This is a genomic window from Bacillus sp. FSL R5-0659 (genome assembly GCF_038008785.1).
Taxonomy (GTDB): Bacteria; Bacillota; Bacilli; order Bacillales; family Bacillaceae; genus Bacillus; species Bacillus safensis.
The window spans coordinates 2,476,833-2,497,773 of record NZ_JBBOZU010000001.1; the positions used below are offsets into that span (position 1 = coordinate 2,476,833).

Here is a 20,941-nt window from a genome sequence, read left to right on the forward strand (position 1 = left end):
TTTCTTTAACCGCGTAAGACGGCTTGATACGTATCTTCTAGTGCTTTCAATACTTTTGTATGAACAGCTGTGACTTCTTCCTCAGTCAACGTTTGTTCAGGGTTTAAATATTGAAGAGAGAATGCAACAGATTTTTTGCCTTCTTCCATATGTTCCCCTTCGTACACATCAAATACAGAGAGGTCTGTGAGTAGATGACCGCCTGCTTCATAGATGACTCGCTCCAGCTGTCCGCTTGAGATATGCTGATCGACAACAAGTGCGATATCTCTTGTCACAGCAGGGAATCTCGGAATCGCTGTATATTTCATATCCTTCGTTTCAGATGTCATCACATCTGTTAAATCAAACTCGAATACATATGTTTCTTTTAAATCCAATTCTTTTTCAACGACTGGATGCAGTGCGGCCACAAAGCCAATGACTTTACCATTTAAGTGAACATCTGCTGTTCGACCTGGGTGAAGACCCTCACGCTCTGCTTGAACATATGTGATTTGGTCTGACACACCAAGCTTTTCGAACAATCCTTCAGCAATTCCTTTCGCTACATAAAAATCGACGGCTTTTTTCTCGCCCTGCCAAAGATTTTTATGCCATAAGCCTGTCAGCGCACCAGCGACATGTTCTTTTTCCACTGGTTTTGCTCCTTCAGCTTCTGCTAAGAAAACAGATCCCGTTTCATAAAATCCAAATGAATCGGCTTGTCTTGCCAAGTTATATGCTACAGAATCAAGTAAGTTTGGCAAAAGACTTTGTCTCAGCACACTGCGTTCCTCACTCATTGGCAGAGAAAGCCTCGTTTCATAAGCTGGATGCAGGGCAAAAGCTGTGGACTTATGCTGATTCGTCAATGAATACGTAATCGCTTGAGAAAGTCCTGCGCCCTCTAAGAAACGTCTTACCTTTCTGCGCTTCACTTGGTATGGCGTGAGACCGCCAACCGTGCCAGCTGTTGCAGGCAGTGTAGATGGAATATTATCGTAGCCGTATAATCTTGCAACTTCTTCAATGAGGTCTTCTTCAATCGTAATATCCATTCTGCGGGAAGGAACTGTTACGACAAGAACATCATTTGATTCGCCCACTGTGAAGCCTAGTTTGTTGAAAATCTGAATCATATCTTCTTTTGAAATGTTCATTCCAAGCACCTTGTTCACACGCTCAGTTGATACGTGGATGACATTCATACTTGCTTCAAGGTGGTTTTCCTCAACTGTACCGCTTAGCACTTCGCCGCCTGCATACATGCTGATCAATTGAGCTGCTCTTTCTGCTGCCGGCTTCGTACGCTGCGGATCGAGTCCTTTTTCAAATCGTGTGCTTGATTCACTGCGAAGTCCTAAGTCTCTAGATGCTTGACGGACTGTTTGACCGTTGAAATATGCCGCTTCTAAAAGAATCGTCGTCGTCTCATCACGCACCTCTGATTCAAAGCCGCCCATGACGCCTGCTACCGCGTGCGCTTTCGTTCCATTCGTAATGACAAGATGCTTTGATGATAATGTACGCTCTTGTTCATCGAGTGTTTGAATGATTTCGCTATCAGTTGCTTTACGAACGACCACCTGTTTTGAACCAAAGCGGTCATAATCAAAGGCATGAAGCGGCTGGCCGTATTCAAGCAGTACAAAATTTGTAATATCCACGACGTTGTTAATTGGACGAATGCCTGCATTCATCAATCTTGTTTGCATCCAAAGCGGTGCTGGTCCAACCTTTACATTTTTAATGATCTTTGCTGCATAAAGTGGATTCGCTTCTTGATCCTCAATTTTTACAGAAATATAGTCTGCTGCTTTTTCAGAAGAAGTGTCATGTGCTGTTTCAGGAAGCTTGATGTCTCTTCCTAAAATGGCCGCAACCTCATAAGCGACACCTAGCATATTCAGGGCATCGGCACGGTTTGGTGTTAAGCCAAGCTCAAGTACCGCATCATCTAATTGAAGTGCTTGAAGAGCATCATCCCCTGGTTTCACGTCATTCGGGAAAACAAAAATACCTTCTGCATATTCTTTTGGTACGAGCTTGCTCTCTACGCCTAATTCTTGCAGAGAACAAATCATGCCATGAGACTCTTCACCGCGCAGTTTTGCTTTTTTAATTTTAAAGTTGCCAGGAAGGACTGCCCCAACTGTTGCGACGGCCACATGCTGTCCTTTCTCCACATTCGGAGCCCCGCAAATAATTTGCACCGGTGCGTCTTCGCCGATATCAACAAGACATTTGTTTAATTTATCTGCATTCGGATGCTGTTCACGTTCAATGACGTGTCCAACGACAACCCCTTTGATGCCTTCACCTTTATATTCAACGGCTTCCACTTCAATTCCACTTCTTGTGATTTTTTCTGCTAGTTCATCTGGCTTGATGCCTTCTAAATCGACATAGTCTTCTAACCATTTATATGAAACAAACATGTTGATTTCCTCCTCTTAGTCCTGCTTGAATTGCTTTGTGAATCTAATGTCATTTGTGTAGAAATGGCGAATATCATCAATGCCGTATTTCAGCATCGCAATCCGTTCCACACCCATTCCAAAAGCAAAGCCTTGGTAAGTTTCTGGATCAAATCCGCTCATTTTCAGGACATTCGGATGAACCATTCCTGCACCTAAAATCTCAATCCAGCCTGTTCCTTTACATACAGAGCAGCCCTTCCCGCCGCATTTAAAGCAAGACACATCGACTTCAACAGACGGTTCTGTGAATGGGAAAAAGCTTGGACGCAGTCTAATTTCACGATCTTCTCCAAACATTTTTCTTGCGACTGTCTCCAGCGTTCCTTTTAGATCACTCATGCTAATATTGTGATCGACGACAAGCCCTTCAATTTGCATAAATTGATGTGAATGAGTCGCGTCATCACTGTCACGTCTATATACTTTCCCAGGACAGATGATCTTCACAGGACCTTGTCCTTTATATTTCTCAAGTGTACGTGCTTGAACTGGTGATGTTTGTGTTCTCATCAGTGTATCTTCCGTAATATAAAAGCTGTCCTGCATATCACGTGCTGGATGCTCCTTTGGAAGATTCAATGCTTCAAAGTTATAGTAATCCGTTTCCACTTCAGGACCTTCCTCAACGGTATAGCCCATTCCGATAAATAAATCTTCAATGTCTTCGACAACTATCGTTAATGGATGTCTTGCCCCTATTTTGATTGGACTTGCCGGCAAAGTAACATCGATCGTTTGAGAAGCAAGTTTTTTCTTTACTTCTTCTGCTTCAAGCTGTTCATTTTTTTCAGCAATGGCACCAGCAATCTGCTCTCTTACTTCGTTTGCGAGTGCACCCATTTTTGGTCTTTCTTCCGCGGAGAGCTTGCCCATTCCGCGAAGTACTTCTGTAATCGGTCCTTTTTTCCCTAAATATTGAACCCGAATGTCATTGACCTCTTTGAGCGAGCTAGCTGCTTCAACCTTCGCTATCGCCTCTGTTTCAAGCTGTTTTAACGTTTCTTGCATGAGTGTAATCCTCCTTTTGATATACAAAACCGCTCGGATAAACGGCTGTTTGATCGTTTGAAGACAATAAAAAAACCCGTCCCTCCATAAAAGAAGGGACGAGTTGTGGTCGCGGTACCACCCTTGTTAAGCACAAATGCATGTGCGAATAAGCTTCATTGACATAACGGAATCAAACGAATCCGGTTCACCTTTACGCAAAGCAACGCCTGCGGTCCCGGTGACAACTCCAGAGGTGAATTCCTGTTTCAGCATTCCTTAAATGCACTTTCAGTCTACGATGCATTCTCCCTATAAGGCCGCTTCTTGAAACAATCTTCCTCTATCATGGTTTTTAAAATATTAGTTTTATTATAGTGAAAATGAACGCATGTTGCAACATTATCCACGCAAATGATAGACAAGAACAGCTGCTGCAACAGCTACATTTAATGATTCTGCCTGCCCATACATTGGTACATATAAATTTTGGTCTGTCATTTGCAGAATCTCTGGATCAATACCAGCTCCTTCATTTCCAACAATTAATGCAAATGGGCCTTCTGCCGTTACGCTTTTATACTCTTTCGCATCTTTTAAGGCACTGCCGTATACAGGTAAGCCTCGTTCTTTCAGTTCCATGATTGCCTGTTGAAGGGATTGCTTTAAGATAGGCAGGTGGAAATGAGACCCTTGTGCGGAACGGAGCGTTTTTCCGTTAAACGCATCAACTGTTCCTTCTCCTAAGATCACAGCATCAAGACCAGCCGCATCTGCTGTTCGAATGAGTGTGCCTAAATTCCCCGGATCCTGCACTGCGTCTAATAAAAGAAGCCGTTCAACCTTCTTTTCTTCAAAAACAGGAACTGTACAGACAGCGGCAATGTGCTGAGGCGTTTCTGTTTCTGTCATGGCAGAAAAGGCCTCTTCGCTCAGTTCATAAAGCTCAATGTCAGGCTGGATATGAGGAGGAAGCATATCGGGCGAAGTGACCATTAATTCCTTCACGATCCCGCTCTTTAATGCTTCTTCGACTAAGTGTATTCCCTCAACGAGAAACAGCCCCGTTTTCGTTCGTTCTTTTTTCGTATGGAGCTTTTTCCACTGTTTAATGTTTGTGTTTTTAGCTGATTCTATATATTTCAAGCGACGTTAACTCCTTTAATTATCATGAATTTATTATATCTCATGCACACTACATAATAAACCTGTCTTTGAGACAGAATAGGGCTATTACCATCAAAAAAGGAGTGTGGGCAATGGATTTTAATTTAAGAGGCGCAGTCATTCAAAACATTACTGGCCATAATCAAGAGCAGCTTGAACATACGATTTTAGATGCTATTCAAAGCGGCGAGGAAAAAATGCTGCCAGGTCTTGGCGTGTTGTTTGAGGTGCTATGGCAAGAAGCATCAGAAAACGAAAAAAATGAGATCCTTGAAACATTAGAGCAAGGCTTAAAGCCTCAGCAGCAGCAATAAAAGAAGCCGGTTTGCTTATAAAAGCAAGCCGGCCTTTTTCATTTAGCCAGTGATAGGCGTTTCCATTCGAAGCGCTGGATCACGCCAGATTTCAACCCATTTTTTAATTGCAAACACAATAATCACAAACCCTAAGATCAGCATGATGATCGAAAGCACCGCATTCAGCACACTATAGCCGGATGCTTCAGGATTGAGATATACATTCGCTACCATCCAATAGCCTGCATAATTCACCGTCACATATAAGTAAGCAAGCGGAATTAAACAAGTCAGCATATAACGTCTTTTATCTGCAATTTTTAATACAACCGTTGCCCCGATGATCAATCCAACCGAAGCCATTAACTGGTTTGAAACCCCAAACAGCGCCCAAATAGACCCGATGTCACCTGAGTAAAGTAAGTATCCCCACATAAAACAAGCAAGAGCACTTGCAAACACCGAACCTGGTACCCAGTCAGTTCGTTTAAGCGGTTTATATGCTTCACCTAAGAAGTCTTGAATCAAATAGCGTGCCACACGTGTCCCCGCATCAATAGCCGTTAAAATAAAAACAGCCTCAAACATAATGACAAACTGGAAGAAGTAAGAAGCCAAATGACTAAAGAACGGAATTCCCGTAAAGATATACGCCATCCCTACCGCTAATGTTACGGCACCACCCGTTCTTCCTTCTAAATCAAGGCCGATTTCCTTACTCAGCTGCGGAAGGTTTTCAACGCTCATACCGAGTGTCCGGAACACTTCTGGCGTACTGTTTATCGCAAAATAATCTCCTGGATGCAGGGCCGTAGCCGCAATTAAAGCCATAATCCCAACTAAGCATTCGACCAGCATTGCACCAAACGCAACAGGCTTCATATCACTCCAGCGGTCCAGCATCTTAGGTGTTGTCCCTGACCCAACAAATGCGTGAAAGCCAGAAATGGCACCGCAAGCAATGGTAATCGAAATAAATGGCCAGACAGGACCAGCTAATACAGGTCCTCCTCCGTTCACAAACTCTGTAAACGCCGGGAATTGAATGGACGGATTCACCACAAAGATGCCGGCAATCAGCGCAATGAATACACCAATTTTCATAAAACTACTTAAATAGTCCCTCGGTGCAAGCAGCAGCCAAACTGGTAGAGCCGCAGCAAAAAAGGCATAGATCGGCAGGGCAAGAGCAAGCGTTTTTGTATCAAGTGTTAAAAAATCACCTAGTGCCGTTCCTTGAATATTTGGACCAAGGAATACACCAAACATCAGCAAAATAAATCCCGCAGATGTCGCCAGCTTTAAATTGCCTGTTTTTTTATAATACAGTCCAACCCCCATCGCAATCGGAATCGTGATTCCAACTGCAAATGTCCCCCAAGGGTTTCGTTCTAAAGCATGAAGCACAACCATAGACAAACCTGCCATTGTGATTGTAATAATAAACAGCATCGCAAGCCCTGTACAAAACCCTGCAACAGGTCCCAGCTCTTCCTTCGCTACCTCTGATAATGATTTCCCCTTTTTTCGCATCGACGCAAATAAGACGACTAGATCATGTACAGCTCCGCCTATGACTGCACCAATTAAAAGCCAAAGGAGACCAGGTAAATACCCAAATTGAGCGGCTAATATCGGACCCACTAACGGACCAGCAGCTGCAATCGCAGCAAAGTGATGCCCAAATGTAACCCATTTGTTTGTCGGCACATAATCTTTCCCGTCCTCTAGTAGGTGAGCCGGTGTAGGATGATCATCTGTGACCTTTAATACCTTGACCATCATAAATGTGCCATAAAGACGATAGGCAATCGCTAAAATACACATAGATCCTATTACAATTGTAACCGCATTCATTTAACCATCCCCTTTGTATAAACAATTTGTTACAAATATAACATAAATTGATTGATTTTTCTTTCTTTTAAAACCAAGTTGACAAATAAGAATAATATGTTTATTCTTAAGGTAGCTTCACCTACTTCCATAAACTCTCTTTTGGCAGGGCATTCTATGGCTCTGTCCTTTTTATTGCTTTCATCTTACAAAAATAAACGCTTGATCACATGTGCCTTATTCACTAGGAAATATTCTCTTCTTTTGCCAAAAACAGTTCTTTTGGCGCATCTTTAAAAAAAACCGTTCATTTCCTGGGAAATTCAATAAAAAAAGCCTTTCCCCTGCTGAGGAAAGGCTTCCTTACTTATGAACCGTACGTAATTTGTTCGACAGTTTTTTGATCAAGTCTTTTGATCACTTCTGTTAAAAGCTTCACTGCATTTTCATAATCATCTCGGTGAATCATTGCAGCATGGGTATGAATATATCTGCTCGGAATCCCGATAGATAGTGATGGAACACCATGACCCGTTAAATGAATACCGCCAGCATCTGTCCCGCCGCCAGGCATTGAGTCATATTGATAAGGAATGTTCAGCTCATCCGCTGTTTGGACAACAAAATCACGAAGTCCTTTATGAGAGACCATTGAAGCATCAAAGACAACAATCGTTGGGCCTTTGCCAAGTTTGCTTGTTGCTTCTTTCTCAGTGATGCCTGGTGTATCTCCTGCCACACCTACATCAATGGCAAATCCAATATCAGGCTGAATTGTAGCCGCTGCTGTTTTAGCTCCGCGCAGGCCTACTTCCTCTTGGACAGTTGCGACGCTGTAAGCAATATTCTCATGCTGAGCGTTGTGTAAGTTTTTCATGACATCAACGGCCACGGCACATCCAATGCGGTTGTCCCATGCTTTTGCAAGGAGCATTTTTTCATCATTCATGACTGTAAACTCAAAGTAAGGAACGATTTGATCTCCAGGCAGCACACCCCACTCCATTGCCTGTTCTTTGCTTGACGCCCCAATATCAATAAACATATCCGTAATCTCAATTGACTTTTTGCGAGCTTCAGGTGACAAGACGTGTGGTGGTTTAGAACCAATGACCCCTGTGATCTCTCCCTTTTTCGTCACAATGGTGACACGCTGAGCGAGCATGACCTGTGACCACCAGCCGCCGACTGTTTGAAAACGAATGTAGCCTTTGTCATCAATTTTTGTCACCATGAATCCTACTTCATCTAAGTGACCTGCGAGCATAATTTTAGGCCCGTTTGCGTTTCCTTCCTTTTTAGCGATCAAGCTGCCAAGGCGGTCTGTAGAGACTTCATCTGCATATGATTCTATGTATGTCTGCATGACTTTTTTGACATCACGTTCATTTCCTGGGATCCCTTTTGCATCCGTTAGGTCTTTCAGCATAGTTAATGTTTGATCCAGCTTTGTCATTCCATTTATCCTCCTTTATCTTCATGGTGCATTCTTATTATACAAAACCTCTTTCGTTCAATACGATCTTTTTATGAATATTTTTTCGTTTTACGAAATATTTTTTTAAAAAAAGTTGAAACCTTTTGGCGTTTTCATTCGTAGTACATCAGATAACGGTATTGGAGGTGCATCCTGTCATGTTTGTAATCCTCATGAGACTAGCTCTTGTTGCACTGCTTGTCTACATCTTCTACATGGCGGTAAAATTCTTCTCAAATCCGAGAAGAAAGCTGAAACAAGCACAATTAAAAGAAGGCTTTTATTTTATGGACGAACAGCAAAACGCGCGCAAAAACTTTAATTTCGTCTATAAAGGTGTCTTGTTTGAAGGGGAGAAGCATGTTCCTTCTAAGGATCATCCTCTGTTTGTCCACTCCATTTACGTTTGGACGGAGTCACCTGAGAAGCTGAGTGAATTTACATTAGAAGACTTTGAAAAACTAGAGGAAAACATTATCGAGCGTTATCCTCAAACCAAAATTGATTGGGATCAGCCCATTAAAAAAATCAAACAAAAAAAAGGAGCAGACACGCCGTCCTGATGGCGTCTGCTCCTTTTTCAAGTAACTTGGATATAGCCCAATAGAATCAACTGCAAAATCATTAATACAGGCATGCCGATTTGAAAGGTAGGATGCTTTGTTTTATGCCGGAAATACTGCATTCCCAGATACGATCCAGCGGCGCCAAAAAGCACCGCAGCACTCCATAAATGCGCCTCTGAAATTCTCCATTTATGTGCTTTGGCTCGGCGTTTGTCCTCACCCATGAGAAAAAAGCCGTAACCATTCACTAAAATAAGCAGCAGGATCAAAGCCATATTCATTCATTTCACCTCACATGATGAGAAAAAAAGATCACCCCTCGAAGGAATGATCTTTTATAAAACTTACTTGTCTAGTTGTGCTTTTGCAGCATCAGCAAGCTGATTGAATGCATTTAGGTCATTCACAGCAAGGTCAGCAAGCATTTTGCGGTTTACTTCGATACCAGAAAGCTTTAAGCCATGCATTAAACGGCTGTAAGAAAGACCGTTCATACGAGCTGCAGCGTTGATACGAGTGATCCATAGTTTACGGAAGTCACGTTTTTTCTGACGACGGTCACGGAAAGCGTAGTTTCCAGATTTCATCACCTGTTGGTTTGCTACTTTGTATAATCTATGTTTTGAACCGAAATAACCTTTTGCTAATTTAAGAACCTTTTTACGACGCTGACGCGACACAGTTCCGCCTTTTACTCTTGGCATTGTAATTCCCTCCTATGATTCCTATTCCAAATTACTTGATGTTTGCAAGTTGTTGTTTGATACGTTTGAAATCTCCAGCACTTACGATTGCGCTCTTACGCAATTTACGTTTTTGCTTTGTAGATTTGTTAGCGAACAAGTGACTTGTGTACGCATGAGAACGTTTAAGTTTACCAGAACCTGTTTTTTTGAAACGTTTAGCAGATCCGCGGTGAGTTTTCATTTTTGGCATTGGATGTTTCCTCCCTCTGTTACTTTACTTTTCGACTTTTGGTGCAAGCATGAGGAACATGCTGCGTCCGTCCATCTTAGGTTTTGTTTCTACTGTTGCTACTTCAGCGCAAGCTTCAGAGAAACGGTCTAACACGCGCTGTCCGATTTCTTTATGCGTAATCGCACGGCCTTTAAAGCGGATAGAAGCTTTCACTTTATCTCCCTTTTCAAGGAATTTGATTGCATTACGGAGCTTCGTGTTAAAATCATGTTCATCGATTGTCGGGCTCAACCGAACTTCTTTTAAGCTAATGATTTTTTGATTCTTACGTGCCTCTTTTTCCTTCTTCTGCTGTTCGAATCGGAACTTACCATAGTCCATGATTCGGCAAACAGGTGGTTTTGCATTTGCAGCAACTAACACAAGGTCAAGATTAGCTTTAGCAGCAATTTCCAGAGCTTCCTGGCGGGTTTTAATCCCAAGCTGATCGCCATTTTGTCCGATCAAACGAACTTCACGCGCACGAATACCTTCATTAACTAATTGATCTTTGCTAATAGTGAGCCACCTCCATGAGATTTTGAATTGAGTTCACAATTCATTTTGACCATTTCGTTGTATGTTTTACAGGCAAACAAAAAGTGTGGGCATATAAAACACCCACACTGCGAACATTTGCATGAAAAAATAAATGTACGGTCAACCTGTCAACTACAAACATGTGTCAATCAGGTGAGAAGCGGGTGCTTCTGCTTGTGATATCTATTCAATTCGTTAACTATTCTACACAATTTTCATTTGTCCGTCAAGTAACCGAACTCTTGAAACAACTTTTTCAGTGTAACATGATGAGACGAATTGGGCAAGACTTTTTCACACAATGACGCCATCAAAGAATCAATTGCATAAAGATTGGGATGACGATAACGGTCACAACTCCTACGACCACAACGGCGATACTTGCCATAGCTGCTTCTACTTCTCCCATCTCAATTCCAACAGAAACCCCAAGCGCATGTCCTGATGTACCAAGTGCAAGACCTTTTGCCACTGGGTTTTTAATGCGGAACAATTTTAAGAAGAAGGCACCTAGTGCATAGACAATGACGGCATTAAATATGACCGCAAAGGCTGTGATATCTGCGATTCCGCCAATATCCTTTGCAATCGGGAGAGCAATCGCTGTTGTCGCTGCTTGTGGAAGCATGCTTTTCATCACAGCCGCATCTAAATGAATTCCTTTTGCGACGAGATATACGATCGTAATGGAACAAAGTGAACCTACAAAAATAGCGGATAAAATTTGCCACCAATATTTTTTAAGCAAGGCTCTCTGCTTATAAAGCGGGATAGCGAAAGCAATCGTGGCAGGCTCTAAGAAAAATTTGATAATCTTGCCGCCCTCATTATAATCTGCGTAGGAAAAACCGCCAACTTTCAAAAATAAAATGCCCAGTACCATCGCCACAAACAGCGGGGTGAACAAGAAGAAACCTTTTGATTTTTTAAATAAAAATGTCCCTATTCCAAAAGCGACTAATGAGACGACAATGCCAAAATAAGGACTCATTGTACTTGTACCCATTTTGCATCTCTCCTTTAATGCGTACTTGAAGCTGGTTTATTTGAATGAGAAGGAGCAGATTTACTCTCCTTTGTCTCTTTACGTTTCTGCGGTCTTTCTGATAATTGCATGAGAAGCTGTGAAAACAGCCCTGTCGCTGCAAGTAACATAATGGTTGCAATGATAATGACACCGACTACTTGCACACCTACTTCTTGCATGACACCTAGTGATTGAATAACTGAGATCCCAGAGGGAACAAATAGAAAGCTAATGAGTCCTGTCAATGATGTACCTAATTGCTCCACCTGCTCCAGTTTGACAATTTTCGTTGTTAACAAAACAAATAATAGAACCAAACCAATCACGGATGCGGGCATCGGAATCGGTAAATACATTGAAATGAGATTAGAAACGAACATTACGGTTGCAAAAATAAATGCTTGAGATAAAAATCCATATACTTTAGTGGCACTCATGCCCCTTCACCTCTTTCTTCGACTGCCCTCAGTATACGGCATGAAATAAATGAATAAAGCGTTTACAATAAAACTCACCAAATTCAATGACTGAAATGCAAAAAACGAGTATTGAAATACAAACAAAAAAAGCCCTCCTACTCTAGCAGGAGTGACTTCTTTAATTCTTTGGCATATGTGCGGCTGACAGGAATGATGGACCCGTCTGTCATATGCAGATTGTACGTCGAATTAAACCACGGCTGTACTTCTTTCATATGAGAGGTATTCACGATATAGCTGCGATGGACCCTCATAAAATAAGCCTCAGGGAGTTTCTTTTCAATGACCACCAGCGGTTCTGTGACCTCATACATGTGATCCTTTGTTTTCACAACCTTTTTCCCCTCGCTTAGTCCTACATACATGATCTCTTCAACTTGCAGGATCACAATAGAGTCATCAACTGATATCGCTAATTTTTGCTGATGGGGTATTTTCTCATCTAACAGCTGGTGCTCTTGCGTTTCAACAGATTTCCATTTTTTAAACTTTTGAATGGTCTGGAGCAAACGCTCTTCATCGAATGGTTTTGTTAAGTAATCAAGCGCACTTACCTCAAACGCCTTCAGCGCATATTGATCAAAGGCTGTCGCAAATACAACCGCTGGCGGATCAGACATCCGGTTGAGCCTTTTGGCAATATCAAATCCATTCTCACCAGATAAATCAATGTCTAAAAAGAGCAGATCCGGCTTCTGATCAACCATTCGATCAAAAGCAGATTCTATATTTTCTGCTTCCTCTATTTGAACTTCCTCTTTCGTTCTTCGTAATAAGTATTTTAATTCATCTCTTGCTAACACTTCATCATCTACAATTAATACCTTCATCAATGAGAATCATCCTTTTTTACATAATCCATTGGAATGCGAAATGAGATGTCAGTGCCTTGGTCACTATGAATCGATAAAGCAGCTTGTCTGCCAAAAATCCCTCTTAACCGCTGATCTAAATTAAAAAGGGCTGTCCCTGTTCCTTCTAGTGATTCGACAGGCGCTTTTAATAGTTGAGCCATCTTATCATCTTCAATTCCCTGCCCATTATCTGTTACTTTCATATAAACATGCCCATCTTTCATCAAAGCGGATACAATGACTTCACAATTTGTTTGATGTTTAGGAAAAGCATGTCTCACAGCGTTTTCAACAAGCACCTGAAGCACAAAGGGCGGAATCATCACCTGCTCCAGCTCCTTTTCAATTTGAAAGGTCACATGGTACTTATTTGGAAATCTCGCTTGTTCAAGTGACAAATATGCCTCCACATGCTGAATCTCTTTATGCATCGGAATCAGCAGCTGGCGGGCACCTTGCATATTTGAGCGAAAATAAATACTTAGTTGCAACAGCAGCTTCCTTGCCATCTCCACATTGGTTCTGCACAAAACAGAGATGGTATTAATGGCGTTAAATAAAAAGTGCGGGTTCACTTGTGCTTGAAGGGCTTTAATCTCTGCATCTTTTAGCAGGCGGCTTTGGGTTTCCGCCTCTCCAAGCTCAAGCTGTGTGGAAAACAGCATCGCCAAACCTTCTGCAAGCTCCTCTTCCACCCTGCTTAATCCGACCGGAGAATTGAAATACATTTTTAACGTCCCGATCGTTTGACCGTTAGAAGTGAGCGGCAGCACGATTGCGGCTTCAAGAGGGCAATGAGCGACGGAACAATTGATTTCGCCCTTCGAATGTGCCTTCATAATCTTGCCGCTCATCAAGACTTGTTTCGACAGCCCCGTAATCAAGCTTTTAGATGGAATATGATGATCTGTTCCATCTCCGACATGCGCTAAAATCTTTTCTGTATCTGTTAAGGAGACCGCATCTGTTTCAGTCAACCGATGAATGATCTCCGCCACACTTTTACAAGACTGTTCATTTAACCCTTGGCGGAAAAAAGGCAGTGTTTGATCGGCGATCAAAAATACACGATGCGTCTGCATCGCCTTTGCCTGCTCTTCTTGCCGAATGACTGACTGTAAAATAGATAAAAAGATAAAGCTGCCGATTCCATTCACAAAAATCATCGGCAGGGCAATGATACTGACTAGCCCCCATGCATCGGCGAATGGTCTTGCAAACAGAAGGATAATGATCATCTGTAATGATTCCATCGCCACACCAAAAAAAGCTGCTTGGCGAGGTGTCACCATTCGATTCCTCCGCTTAAACCTGCTGCCGACATAACCTGCAATGACACCGGCTAAAATGGAAGAAATCGCACAGCTGAGCGCGGTGCTTCCTCCAAGGGAATAGCGATGAATTCCAGCTAAAAGCCCTGCGCCAATCCCTACAAACGGCCCCCCGATCAAACCGCCCATTTCGATCCCCATAATTCTCGTATTGGCGATAGAGCTTGACGAGCCGAGATGATAAGAAAACTCATGATTCATGACAATTTGCTGCTGAATTTCAATTCCTGTGTAATTGCTGATAATGCTAAAAGAAGCAAAAATGAAGACAAGGATTGCCTTTTTCCGAAATCCTTGATTATGTAGCAATAGATTGCGAAAGCCCTTCACATGGGCAAGCACAAATCCTAGAATAACGATGATCCCTACACGCTCGATCATCATGATAATTAAATGAAGCAAACCGACCACCTCAAATGATGTATGTCATATCTACTGTCTTTCTATTCTATCATGTGCGGTCAATGATCAAAGATCTCTCAAATCTTTTCTTTATTGGCCTCTTCTTCTATTGTAAAATGAACATGAGCCTGTCACTTGCAATTGAAGGTAACACATACATAACAAGGGAGAAGATCATGAAAGCCGTATTTTTCGATTTAGATGATACTTTGCTTTGGGACGAAAAAAGCATTCACACAACTTTTCAGGAAACTTGCCGGGAAGCGGAAAAGAAATATGGACTCGATCCAGAATCATTTGAACAGATTGTACGTGAAGAAGCAAGAAAGCTGTACTCTTCCTATGAAACATATGATTATACTGTCATGATCGGCATTAATCCTTTCGAAGGACTGTGGTCCAATTTTAGTGAACCGATTAGCGAAGGCTTTCAAAAGCTGAACGCCATTGCACCAGAATATCGCAAAAACGCTTGGACCAATGGCTTAAGGGCAGCGGGAATTGACGATGAGGCATTTGGACAATATTTGGCTGATTTCTTTGCAGCAGAGCGCAGAAAACGCCCATATGTCTATGAAGAAACATACCCTGTTTTAAACCGACTGAAAGGCAGTTACGAATTGCTCCTTTTAACAAACGGAGATCCTAGCCTTCAAAAGGAAAAACTTGCGGGTGTTCCTGAGCTTGCTCCTTATTTTAACGAGATTGTGATTTCAGGAGATTATGGGAAAGGCAAGCCTGATCCAGGTATCTTTGAGCACTGCCTTCAGCTGTTAAACTTAACAAAAGACGAAGTGATCATGGTTGGAGATAATCCAAAAACAGATATTCTCGGCGCATCTCGCGTTGGCATCCAAACCGTTTGGATCAATCGCCATGACAAGAAAAATGAAACAGATGTGACGCCTGATTATGAAATCAAAGACTTACATGAATTGTTTGATATATTAAAATAAAACAAAAAAACACCCTTCTCCTGGGACTGACCCCCGTTTTTGAGACAGGGATCAAAACACCTTTATACAGCCAATTGCCGATAGTTTATCGGTGATTGGTTGTTTAGTTTCGTTTGAATACGAATGTTGTTATAATAATAAATGTATTCTTTGACAGTGCGTTCTACGATGGTGGTCGTAGTGCGATCAATCCTGTTAAGATAGAACGTTTCAGACTTTAGTGAGGAATGAAACGATTCGATGGAGGCATTATCAGCGGGTGTCCCTTTACGGGACATGCTCATGGTAATGCCTTTTATATGAACAGCTTTCTGATACTCGTAAGATGTATACACAGAACCTTGATCGCTATGTAACACGCAATTCTCAGGCAGTGCTGGGAGCTGATTAAGTGTGTTTAAGATAAAGTCTGTGTCCTGCTTATCACCAATCGTAAAAGCAATCACTTCTCCATTATATAAATCCAATATACTGGAAAGGTACAATTGTTTCTGTCCATAAGGCAAATACGTGATGTCCGTTACTAGTTTTTTAAGAGGGCGATCAGACTGAAAATTCCGATCCAGTATATTACCAGCCACGGCATAGGGCTGCCCATTCTTCTTACGCTTTTTCATTTTAACCTGGCATTGCCACTGGTTTTTCTGCATGATACGTTGAACAGTTTTATGGTTAATACGCATTCTCATTTTTAGTATGGCTGTGATTTTCCGATAACCATATCGATATTTGTGCTTTCGGCACAACGTGCCGATCTGTTTCTCTAATTGTCTTTTAGAATGATTTTGAGTATAATCCTTTTTCCATCTATAATACGAAGTACGTAAGATGCCTAAATGGACACAGATGTCCTGTACCGTCATCGTTTTGCACAATTCTTCTACCAGTTTGATTGACGTTTCCTTATCAACTTCCTTTCCAATTCGTTGTACTTTTTTAAAACTTCATTCTGTTGACTCAAATAGCGATTTTCTGCCTGCAGTCTCTCTAATTCGGAAGAGTACTCGGGACCCTTTCCATAGGTATATTGTTTTCCAACAGGTTGTTCGAACCTGTGTGTATCCCCAGCTTTATGCCACCTCACCCATGTCTGAACCTGCGTCTTATTCTTAATATTCAATTCCTGCATGATCTTTTTCATTGGTACGCCTGCCAATCTCATTTCCACAGCCTTCTGTTTGACTTCAACCGGATAACTCACTCTTGTCCCCATAGAAAAAACACCTCCATGTTTTATTTCGGATCACAACGATCCGTTTTCAAACTTGAAGGTGTTTTTTATTTGTCTCATCTTATGGGGTCAGTCCCCCTGACGAGATTGGGTGTTTTTTATTCACAGAGCTAAATGATTGATGCTAGACTTTGCGCTTGCCGGTCTAAGCCGCGTGCTGCTTCTCCTACAATGATGAATTCTTCGCTTGCCAGCTTTACAAGATCCCGGTTTGTAAACACGGTTGTCTTTGCCCTGCTTGTTCCGCTGCTGACCTTCTCTACTTCTGCATGGATCGCCTTCACATATTGATCTACCTTGACGATCGCTTCTTTTGAATTTGTCGCAAGCTTTCGAATTTCTGCTGCCACTACACTAAAGCCATTTCCATAGGAACCCGCATGTGCCGCTTCTATTGCCGCATTTAAGGCGAGCAGCTGGGTTTGCGAAGAAATACTATTAATGGTTGCCGCAATAGAGCTGATGGACTCTACCTGCTCCGTTAATCCTTTTAGCAAGCTCATATTTTGATCGGTTTCGTTTGCTATATGATTAAAGGATGTATTGACACTTTGACTATGCTGTATGCCAACTTCTGCTCGTTCCATTAATTTCGCAGACATCTCCTTTAAGTCTTCTACAACCTGTTTCATCGATAGTTCTCTCTCCGTAATATCTGTCGCCACTTTCACAACACCCACTACAGTTCCTTCTTCATCTCGAACAGGTGAATATGTCGCTTCAAGCCATAAGCTGCTGCCGTCTTTTGTGACCCGCTGCACTTTTTCCTGAAAGACTTGACCTTCTCTCAAACGCTTCCAAAACATGTGATAGCTTGTGTGTTCTGTAATATGTGGAGGACAAAACTGTCTATGTTTAAGACCGATCATCTCTTCTTTAGAATATCCCATGGCTTTTGCAAAAATATCGTTCACCCATAGAACTTCACCTGCCACATTAAATTCAATCATTGCCAGCGAGTGCTCTAATGCACGAAGAACAGCTGATTGCTCCAATACTTGTGACGATAAAGTGTTTGTTGTTTGCTTCATCGATTTCATTCCCCCAATTTGTCTCAAACCAATAGTACATACTTACCCTTACTTTTGTACTATCTAAACGTCTCTTTTTAGGAATTGGATCACTATTGGAGAAAGTTTTCCAAAAAGAAAAAAGCCAGTGATCTAAAAAAATCACTGGCTGCTTCATTATTTTTTCGCTTCTGCTACTGCATGTTTCACAAAGGCTTCAAGATCCATTGTTTCTGAATCTTGTTCCCCGTATTTTCTTACATTGACAGCGCCATTTTCTGCTTCTTGATCTCCGACAACAAGCATGTACGGAATCTTTTGCATTTGCGCTTCTCTAATTTTGTACCCAATTTTTTCATCGCGGCTGTCAAGCTCTACACGAAGACCTTCAAGCTGCAAACGTTCCTGCACTTTTTTCGCATAGTCTAAATGAACAGACGGTGAAACCGGGATGACTTGGAATTGTACAGGTGCCAGCCATGTTGGAAGGGCTCCTTTGTATTCTTCAATTAAGAAGGCAACAAAGCGTTCCATTGTAGAAACAACGCCTCTATGAATGACGACTGGGCGATGGTGCTTTCCATCTTCTCCGATGTATGTGAGATCGAAGCGTTCTGGAAGTAAGAAATCCAGCTGTACAGTGGATAATGTCTCTTCTTTTCCAAGAGCTGTCTTCACTTGTACATCAAGCTTCGGACCATAAAATGCCGCTTCGCCTTCTGCTTCATAGTAGTCGTGACCAAGCTCGTCCATTGCATCCTTCAGCATCGATTGTGCTTTATTCCACATCGCATCGTCATCGAAATACTTCTCAGTATCTTCTGGATCACGGTAAGATAAGCGGAATGTGTAGTCATTCAAGCCAAAGTCTTGATACACTTCTTCAATTAAGCGAACTGTACGGATGAACTCGTCTTTGATTTGATCTGGACGAACAAAGATGTGTGCATCGTTTAATGTCATACCGCGAACACGCTGAAGGCCGGATAAGGCACCTGACATTTCATAGCGGTGCATTGTACCAAGCTCTGCAATACGAATTGGCAATTCGCGATAGCTGTGCGGCTCGTTTTTGTAAATCATCATATGGTGCGGACAGTTCATCGGACGAAGAACAAGATCTTCGTTGTCCATTTCCATCACGGGGAACATGTCTTCTTGATAATGCGCCCAGTGTCCTGATGTTTTATACAACTCAACATTCGCAAGAACTGGTGTGTACACATGCTCATAGCCAAGACGCACTTCTTTATCGACAATGTAACGCTCGATGACGCGGCGGATCGTTGCGCCTTTTGGCAGCCAAAGCGGAAGTCCTTGACCAACCTTTTGGGAATTTGCAAACAGCTTCAGCTCTTTTCCAAGCTTACGGTGATCGCGTTCTTTCGCTTCTTCAAGCAGACGTAAATGCTCATTTAAATCTTCTTTGCTGAAGAAAGCTGTTCCGTAAATACGCTGAAGCATTTGGTTGTTACTGTCACCTCTCCAGTATGCACCTGCAAGGCTTAACAGTTTAAACTCTTTGATTTTCCCTGTAGACGGCAAGTGAATCCCGCGGCAGAGGTCAAAGAATTCACCCTGCTCATAAATCGTCACAGCTTCACCTTCTGGAATCGCCTCTAACAGCTCAAGCTTCAACTCATCACCAATCGCTTCAAAGCGCTTTTTCGCTTCTTCTCTTGATACTTCAATTCGCTCAATTGGCAGATTGCTGTTAATGATTTTCTTCATTTCTTTTTCAATCTTTGGTAAGTCTTCAGGTGTGATGGCTACATCGATGTCCACATCATAGTAGAAGCCATTTTCGATGACAGGACCTACGCCAAACTGAACGTGATGTTCTTTTCCATACAGGCGTTTGATCGCCTGCGCTAGCAAATGGGCTGTGCTGTGGCGCATAATGTCGAGTGCTTCTTCACTTTTATCTGTGATGATCTCGATTGTTCCACTTTCTAATAGCGGCGTACGCAGATCTATTTCTTTACCGTTCAATTTACCGGCAAGTGCTTTTTTCTTTAGGCCCGGGCTAATTGATGCCGCGATGTCTTCTGTTGTCGCTGTTTTGTCAAACTCCTTGACTGCTCCATCTGGAAATGTAAGTTGAATTTGTTCTGACATCTCTGGTCACTCCTTTTTTTGGCAATATAAAAACCTCGCCCCCTGGAAAGGGACGAGGTTGAATAAACGGAATCGTGGTTCCACCCTTTTTCCCGTACTTGCAGCTTGCTTTTCATAAGCAAATACGGCTTGCGGTTCGATAACGGGAATTCCCGTCAGCCATTACTAAAAAGTTCACAGCTGATGTTCAAAGGTGGTAAAGCAAATGGTCCTCTGCTAGGAAGCTTTCAGCCGCGGCTTCCCTCTCTTTAAGCGGGTGTTCATTTGTTCATGTCCTTATCAATACGGTCTCTGTATGAAGTTACACCGTATTATAAAACGTTTTTTCGTGAAAATCAAGAAAGCTTTTCACTTTTCTTGTCGAAATGGTCATGTACAAATTGAACATTGTGCTCTTGGAATGAATGAGATGGGAACACCTCGACCCTTTCTTGAAAAATATTTTGAATCGTTTGCACCATCGAGTGACCTGTATCATTTGTAAATAGGTCAATTTTTTGCGGTGCAATGGAGACAAGCGGTGCAATCAGCTGCGAATCAATATACATTGGATGCTCTCTTACAAACTGTCTGTCTATGTATTGTTTTTGATCACGCTCAGAAGCGTAGCGAAATTCCCAAATCACCAGGCGGTCCTGATGCACAACATGTACTTTTTCGAGCCTAGGCTCTCTTGCCATCACATAGTCTCGAAGCGATTGAATGAAGTTTTGATACTCTTGCTCCATTTTGTATTCTTCAATGGACACTTCAACATAGTTCTTCAGCCTTCGATCATACTCTGACAGCCTAAATGTCATAAATGAACCAATTGAAAAAACACCTTGCTGTAAAGAAATTGCCTCAAGCTCCTTTTTTAAAAGGGCTTCTCTTGACGGCTCTTGCTGAATGCCGGGAATACCATCTAAGTCCCCGTTCATGATACTGTGAGCGATGGAAAGAATTTGGTGCTGCTCTTCGGGATCTTTAAATAAATAGGTGTTTTCAAGGATGCTGCGCATGCGCTCATTTTCTTTGCATTCCAAAAAAAAGTGAACCAATAATGGCCGCACAATGTGCTCAAGTGCTTCTTCTGATTCCTTCGCCTCTATGAGAAGCCGGTCTTTCCCTTGTTGAATTGACATGTGATGCCGACTGTCCAAGTGTTCAGCAAGATGTAAAAAAGCGGCGGTATCATATTCATCTTCAAAGATTATTTCAAGCATGTTTGTCCCCCCTAACGACATCTGTTACATATATATGGGG

Annotated in this window: 20 protein-coding genes and 2 other annotated features; of the genes, 3 read left to right on the forward strand and 17 right to left on the reverse strand. The window is 42.1% G+C overall.

Annotation, left to right across the window (positions count from 1 at the left end):
* Positions 1 to 5: 5 nt before the first annotated feature.
* From pheT to NSQ72_RS12720, 3 genes are all read right to left on the reverse strand, one after another.
* Positions 6 to 2,420 carry a phenylalanine--tRNA ligase subunit beta gene (gene pheT, locus NSQ72_RS12710; RefSeq protein ID WP_212043779.1) on the reverse strand — a complete coding sequence of 805 codons (2,415 nt, stop codon included), beginning with the start codon at positions 2,418 to 2,420 and terminating at the stop codon, positions 6 to 8.
* 15 nt (positions 2,421 to 2,435) lie between these two features.
* Positions 2,436 to 3,470 (reverse strand): phenylalanine--tRNA ligase subunit alpha, encoded by a 1,035-nt coding sequence (pheS, locus tag NSQ72_RS12715; RefSeq protein ID WP_047202641.1) that lies wholly within the window; start codon positions 3,468 to 3,470, stop codon positions 2,436 to 2,438.
* A 381-nt stretch (positions 3,471 to 3,851) separates the two neighbouring features.
* Positions 3,852 to 4,595: a TrmH family RNA methyltransferase gene (locus NSQ72_RS12720; protein WP_039180522.1), complete on the reverse strand. Its 744-nt coding sequence runs from the start codon at positions 4,593 to 4,595 to the stop codon at positions 3,852 to 3,854.
* Between the two features lie 113 nt (positions 4,596 to 4,708).
* Between NSQ72_RS12720 and sspI the strand changes: the two genes are divergently transcribed.
* On the forward strand, positions 4,709 to 4,930 hold the full coding sequence (gene sspI / locus NSQ72_RS12725) for a small acid-soluble spore protein SspI (protein WP_024425725.1): 222 nt from the start codon (positions 4,709 to 4,711) through the stop codon (positions 4,928 to 4,930).
* Between the two features lie 42 nt (positions 4,931 to 4,972).
* On the opposite strand, the gene cstA is transcribed toward sspI, so the two are convergent.
* Both cstA and NSQ72_RS12735 read right to left on the reverse strand, forming a co-directional pair.
* Positions 4,973 to 6,769: a carbon starvation protein CstA gene (gene cstA / locus NSQ72_RS12730; RefSeq protein ID WP_039180524.1), complete on the reverse strand. Its 1,797-nt coding sequence runs from the start codon at positions 6,767 to 6,769 to the stop codon at positions 4,973 to 4,975.
* Positions 6,770 to 7,115: 346 nt separating this feature from the next.
* The gene (locus NSQ72_RS12735) at positions 7,116 to 8,204 is read right to left on the reverse strand and encodes a M42 family metallopeptidase (RefSeq protein ID WP_144464200.1); all 1,089 of its coding nucleotides are present in this window, start codon (positions 8,202 to 8,204) and stop codon (positions 7,116 to 7,118) included.
* A gap of 179 nt (positions 8,205 to 8,383) precedes the next feature.
* Between NSQ72_RS12735 and NSQ72_RS12740 the strand changes: the two genes are divergently transcribed.
* Positions 8,384 to 8,788, forward strand: a complete 405-nt coding sequence (locus NSQ72_RS12740; protein WP_024426127.1) for a hypothetical protein — start codon at positions 8,384 to 8,386, stop codon at positions 8,786 to 8,788.
* A 17-nt stretch (positions 8,789 to 8,805) separates the two neighbouring features.
* Here NSQ72_RS12740 and NSQ72_RS12745 read toward each other — a convergent pair whose 3' ends face one another.
* From NSQ72_RS12745 to NSQ72_RS12780, 8 genes are all read right to left on the reverse strand, one after another.
* Positions 8,806 to 9,072 (reverse strand): DUF1294 domain-containing protein, encoded by a 267-nt coding sequence (locus NSQ72_RS12745; RefSeq protein WP_144491327.1) that lies wholly within the window; start codon positions 9,070 to 9,072, stop codon positions 8,806 to 8,808.
* A gap of 63 nt (positions 9,073 to 9,135) precedes the next feature.
* Positions 9,136 to 9,495, reverse strand: coding sequence for a 50S ribosomal protein L20 (gene rplT / locus NSQ72_RS12750; RefSeq protein WP_007501659.1), 360 nt, complete (start codon positions 9,493 to 9,495; stop codon positions 9,136 to 9,138).
* Positions 9,496 to 9,526: 31 nt separating this feature from the next.
* On the reverse strand, positions 9,527 to 9,727 hold the full coding sequence (gene rpmI, locus NSQ72_RS12755) for a 50S ribosomal protein L35 (protein ID WP_003216324.1): 201 nt from the start codon (positions 9,725 to 9,727) through the stop codon (positions 9,527 to 9,529).
* 24 nt (positions 9,728 to 9,751) lie between these two features.
* Positions 9,752 to 10,267: a translation initiation factor IF-3 gene (infC, locus tag NSQ72_RS12760; protein ID WP_024425720.1), complete on the reverse strand. Its 516-nt coding sequence runs from the start codon at positions 10,265 to 10,267 to the stop codon at positions 9,752 to 9,754.
* 71 nt (positions 10,268 to 10,338) lie between these two features.
* Positions 10,339 to 10,470 (reverse strand) — a sequence feature (ribosomal protein L20 leader region).
* Positions 10,471 to 10,598: 128 nt separating this feature from the next.
* A complete protein-coding gene (gene lrgB / locus NSQ72_RS12765; RefSeq protein ID WP_024425719.1) occupies positions 10,599 to 11,294 on the reverse strand; it encodes an antiholin-like protein LrgB in 696 nt (231 codons plus the stop codon).
* Between the two features lie 14 nt (positions 11,295 to 11,308).
* Positions 11,309 to 11,752 (reverse strand): antiholin-like murein hydrolase modulator LrgA, encoded by a 444-nt coding sequence (gene lrgA, locus NSQ72_RS12770; RefSeq protein ID WP_024425718.1) that lies wholly within the window; start codon positions 11,750 to 11,752, stop codon positions 11,309 to 11,311.
* A gap of 137 nt (positions 11,753 to 11,889) precedes the next feature.
* Positions 11,890 to 12,627 (reverse strand): LytR/AlgR family response regulator transcription factor, encoded by a 738-nt coding sequence (locus NSQ72_RS12775; protein ID WP_039180535.1) that lies wholly within the window; start codon positions 12,625 to 12,627, stop codon positions 11,890 to 11,892.
* Positions 12,624 to 14,381: a sensor histidine kinase gene (locus tag NSQ72_RS12780; RefSeq protein ID WP_341084201.1), complete on the reverse strand. Its 1,758-nt coding sequence runs from the start codon at positions 14,379 to 14,381 to the stop codon at positions 12,624 to 12,626. The genes NSQ72_RS12775 and NSQ72_RS12780 overlap by 4 nt, the downstream gene beginning before the upstream one ends.
* A 176-nt stretch (positions 14,382 to 14,557) precedes the next feature.
* On the opposite strand from NSQ72_RS12780, the gene NSQ72_RS12785 reads away from it, so the two are divergent.
* Positions 14,558 to 15,337: an HAD family hydrolase gene (locus NSQ72_RS12785; protein ID WP_039180540.1), complete on the forward strand. Its 780-nt coding sequence runs from the start codon at positions 14,558 to 14,560 to the stop codon at positions 15,335 to 15,337.
* Between the two features lie 62 nt (positions 15,338 to 15,399).
* On the opposite strand, the gene NSQ72_RS12790 is transcribed toward NSQ72_RS12785, so the two are convergent.
* From NSQ72_RS12790 to ytxC, 4 genes are all read right to left on the reverse strand, one after another.
* Positions 15,400 to 16,550, reverse strand: a protein-coding gene (locus tag NSQ72_RS12790) for an IS3 family transposase (protein WP_341084203.1) whose coding sequence is annotated in 2 segments (ribosomal slippage) — positions 15,400 to 16,277 and positions 16,277 to 16,550 — 1,152 coding nt in all. Because the reading frame shifts where the segments join, the coding sequence is not laid out codon by codon here.
* Positions 16,551 to 16,678: 128 nt separating this feature from the next.
* Complete coding sequence (locus NSQ72_RS12795) at positions 16,679 to 17,599, reverse strand: methyl-accepting chemotaxis protein (RefSeq protein ID WP_341084206.1); 921 nt, start codon at positions 17,597 to 17,599, stop codon at positions 16,679 to 16,681.
* A 156-nt stretch (positions 17,600 to 17,755) separates the two neighbouring features.
* On the reverse strand, positions 17,756 to 19,696 hold the full coding sequence (thrS, locus tag NSQ72_RS12800) for a threonine--tRNA ligase (RefSeq protein WP_024425713.1): 1,941 nt from the start codon (positions 19,694 to 19,696) through the stop codon (positions 17,756 to 17,758).
* 45 nt (positions 19,697 to 19,741) lie between these two features.
* Positions 19,742 to 19,988: a binding site (T-box leader), on the reverse strand.
* A 43-nt stretch (positions 19,989 to 20,031) separates the two neighbouring features.
* On the reverse strand, positions 20,032 to 20,901 hold the full coding sequence (gene ytxC, locus NSQ72_RS12805; RefSeq protein ID WP_341084209.1) for a putative sporulation protein YtxC: 870 nt from the start codon (positions 20,899 to 20,901) through the stop codon (positions 20,032 to 20,034).
* Positions 20,902 to 20,941: the final 40 nt, after the last annotated feature.

Excerpts from the sequence above, each read along its gene's own strand:
- cstA (WP_039180524.1), bottom strand. The coding sequence starts at position 6,769 with ATGAATGCGGTTACAATTGTAATAGGATCTATGTGTATTTTAGCGATT.
- NSQ72_RS12745 (WP_144491327.1), bottom strand. The coding sequence starts at position 9,072 with ATGAATATGGCTTTGATCCTGCTGCTTATTTTAGTGAATGGTTACGGC.
- NSQ72_RS12795 (WP_341084206.1), bottom strand. The coding sequence starts at position 17,599 with ATGAAGCAAACAACAAACACTTTATCGTCACAAGTATTGGAGCAATCA.
- rplT (WP_007501659.1), bottom strand. The coding sequence starts at position 9,495 with ATGCCAAGAGTAAAAGGCGGAACTGTGTCGCGTCAGCGTCGTAAAAAG.
- thrS (WP_024425713.1), bottom strand. The coding sequence starts at position 19,696 with ATGTCAGAACAAATTCAACTTACATTTCCAGATGGAGCAGTCAAGGAG.
- lrgB (WP_024425719.1), bottom strand. The coding sequence starts at position 11,294 with ATGGGTACAAGTACAATGAGTCCTTATTTTGGCATTGTCGTCTCATTA.
- pheS (WP_047202641.1), bottom strand. The coding sequence starts at position 3,470 with ATGCAAGAAACGTTAAAACAGCTTGAAACAGAGGCGATAGCGAAGGTT.
- lrgA (WP_024425718.1), bottom strand. The coding sequence starts at position 11,752 with ATGAGTGCCACTAAAGTATATGGATTTTTATCTCAAGCATTTATTTTT.
- NSQ72_RS12735 (WP_144464200.1), bottom strand. The coding sequence starts at position 8,204 with ATGACAAAGCTGGATCAAACATTAACTATGCTGAAAGACCTAACGGAT.
- rpmI (WP_003216324.1), bottom strand. The coding sequence starts at position 9,727 with ATGCCAAAAATGAAAACTCACCGCGGATCTGCTAAACGTTTCAAAAAA.
- ytxC (WP_341084209.1), bottom strand. The coding sequence starts at position 20,901 with ATGCTTGAAATAATCTTTGAAGATGAATATGATACCGCCGCTTTTTTA.
- pheT (WP_212043779.1), bottom strand. The coding sequence starts at position 2,420 with ATGTTTGTTTCATATAAATGGTTAGAAGACTATGTCGATTTAGAAGGC.
- NSQ72_RS12785 (WP_039180540.1), top strand. The coding sequence starts at position 14,558 with ATGAAAGCCGTATTTTTCGATTTAGATGATACTTTGCTTTGGGACGAA.
- NSQ72_RS12740 (WP_024426127.1), top strand. The coding sequence starts at position 8,384 with ATGTTTGTAATCCTCATGAGACTAGCTCTTGTTGCACTGCTTGTCTAC.
- sspI (WP_024425725.1), top strand. The coding sequence starts at position 4,709 with ATGGATTTTAATTTAAGAGGCGCAGTCATTCAAAACATTACTGGCCAT.